At 76.3% G+C, this 2,076-nt stretch carries 4 protein-coding genes; all 4 read right to left on the bottom strand.

Features of this window, described 5'->3' with window-relative positions:
- A partial coding sequence (locus tag ACTS11_RS01725) for a hypothetical protein (RefSeq protein WP_442638629.1) occupies positions 1-441 on the bottom strand: 441 nt, incomplete at its 3' end.
- Positions 442-801, bottom strand: coding sequence for a hypothetical protein (locus ACTS11_RS01720; RefSeq protein WP_442638628.1), 360 nt, complete (start codon positions 799-801; stop codon positions 442-444).
- A complete protein-coding gene (locus ACTS11_RS01715; RefSeq protein ID WP_442638627.1) occupies positions 789-995 on the bottom strand; it encodes a hypothetical protein in 207 nt (68 codons plus the stop codon). The genes ACTS11_RS01720 and ACTS11_RS01715 overlap by 13 nt, the downstream gene beginning before the upstream one ends.
- A gap of 494 nt (positions 996-1,489) precedes the next feature.
- Positions 1,490-2,076: TldD/PmbA family protein (locus ACTS11_RS01710; protein ID WP_442638626.1), on the bottom strand; the 587-nt coding region annotated here is incomplete at its 5' end.

The following is a 2,076-nucleotide window of genomic DNA, read 5'->3' as shown; positions in this document are numbered from 1 at the left end:
GGCCAGCGCCGCGGCAAGCGGGACGGCCGCGATCTCCGCGTAGCGCCGTGCGGGCGGAGGCGGCTCGGGCGCGACCGGCCCGCGCAGGCGCCACAGCGCCCAGAGGCTCGCCGCCACCATCGCCAGGAGCCCCGCCGCCATCGGCCCCGCCTGCCAGCCCGCCAGGAGGCCGAGGGGCAGGGCGAGGATCGCGGCCGCCGCCGCGTCGCCCCTTCCCGGAACGAACCGCGCCCAGGGCCGCGCCGACAGCCAGAGGCCGCCCGCCAGCACCGCGCCCGCCCCCGCCGCAAGGGCCGCGAAGGCCTCCGCCGAGGGAAGGACCAGCGCCGGGTCCTCCGCGTAGAAGAGCCGCGCCCAGCCCGCCCAGGCGACGCCGAGCGCCGCCAGCGCCCCGATCCGCAGGACCGTCGAGCCCTGCCGGAGGAGCCAGGGCAGCGCCACTCAGCCGATGCCGAAGGTCACGATCATGTGCCAGCCGAGGCTCGGCCAGAGCCATGAGAGCGGCGGGGCCTCGTGCACGACCGGCACCACGGTGCCCTCGATCAGCCAGCCGAGCAGAGCCCCCGACAGCGCCAGTCCCGCCCAGCCCCGCGCGCCGAAGCCCCACATGACGACCCGCGCGACATAGGCGAATCCCGCGTAGACGAGGAGGTAGCCGCCCGGGGCCGCTCCATCGCCCGACACGAGCCCGCGCACCGGCTCCTCGTTCATGAACACGATCCCGGAAAGCACGAGCGCCACCGCGCCGCCCCCGAGCGCGGCCGCGAGGCGCGGTCCGAGCGCGGCCGTCAGGCGTCCCATTCGCATCCACCTGTCCGCCTCGGAAAGCCCGCGTCGACGAGGAGGGTGCCGCCCGGGGCCGCTCCATCGCCCGACACCAGTCCGCGCACCGGCTCGTCGTTCATGAACACGATCCCGGAAAGCACGAGCGCCACCGCGCCGCCTCCGAGCGCGGCCGCGAGGCGCGGTCCGAGCGCGGCCGTCAGGCGTCCCATTCGCATCCACCTGTCCGCCTCGTGGCCGTCAGGCGCGGTGTCGTCAGGCGTCCCATCCGTACCCCGCCCCGTGCGCCCGGGCAGGCAAGCGGCACCCCGCCCGCCCGTGCCATGCACCCCGCCATGGCCCCTCGCGGCCTCCTGCCCGCCCGGCACTCCGCGATGCGATCGGAGCGCCCCTCGCGTCGGTCCCGGCAGTCCCTTGTCCGGCCGCCCGTCCCGCCGGCCCGCTCCGCGCCGCAGGCGCTCCGTGCGCGCATGACCGGAGGTTGCCGCGGGACGCGCGTGCTCACGGTGCGTCCCCGGCGGGTCGGGCGCGCCCCGCACGGCCCCGCGCGGAGGTGCCCTAGGGCGGACACGCCGCGTGCCGTAGCACGTCCGCTGCCGCAGCGCCTCCGCGCCCCTCGCATCTCGCGGAACGGTGGCCGCCGACCGCTCCGACGAGGCATACGGGAGCCGCGCCGGACGGCACGTGCCGCCGCCATCGTCCCGCCTCAGGCGGCCGAGCCGCCGACGGTCAGCCCGCCGATGAGCAGCGTCGGCTGGCCCACGCCCACGGGCACCCACTGGCCCGCCTTGCCGCAGTTCCCCATTCCGGGGTCGAGCGCCATGTCGTTGCCGATGGCCCGGATGTTCAGGAGCGCCGTCGCCCCGTCGCCGATCAGCGTCGCGCCCTTCACCGGCGCGCCGACGCGGCCGTTCCTCACCCGGTAGGCCTCGGTGCAGGAGAACACGAACTTGCCGTTGGTGATGTCGACCTGCCCGCCTCCGAAGCCGACGGCGTAGATGCCGTCCTTCAGGTCGGCGAGAATCGCCCCCGGCTCGGCCGTGCCGCCCAGCATGTAGGTGTTGGTCATCCGCGTCATCGGCGCGTGGGCGTAGCTCTCGCGCCGCCCGTTGCCGGTGGGCGCCACGCCCATCAGCCGCGCGGACTGGCGGTCCTGCATGTAGCCCACGAGGATGCCGTCCTCGATCAGCGTCGTCCTGCCCGCGGGCGTGCCCTCGTCGTCCACGGTGATCGAGCCGGGCCGGTCGGGGATCGTCCCGTCGTCGAGGACGGTCACGCCCGGCGCCGCGATCC

The sequence above is a fragment of the Roseicyclus sp. genome (assembly GCF_052168335.1).
Taxonomy (GTDB): Bacteria; Pseudomonadota; Alphaproteobacteria; order Rhodobacterales; family Rhodobacteraceae; genus Roseibacterium.
This window is presented reverse-complemented; position numbering and strand designations above follow the sequence as displayed.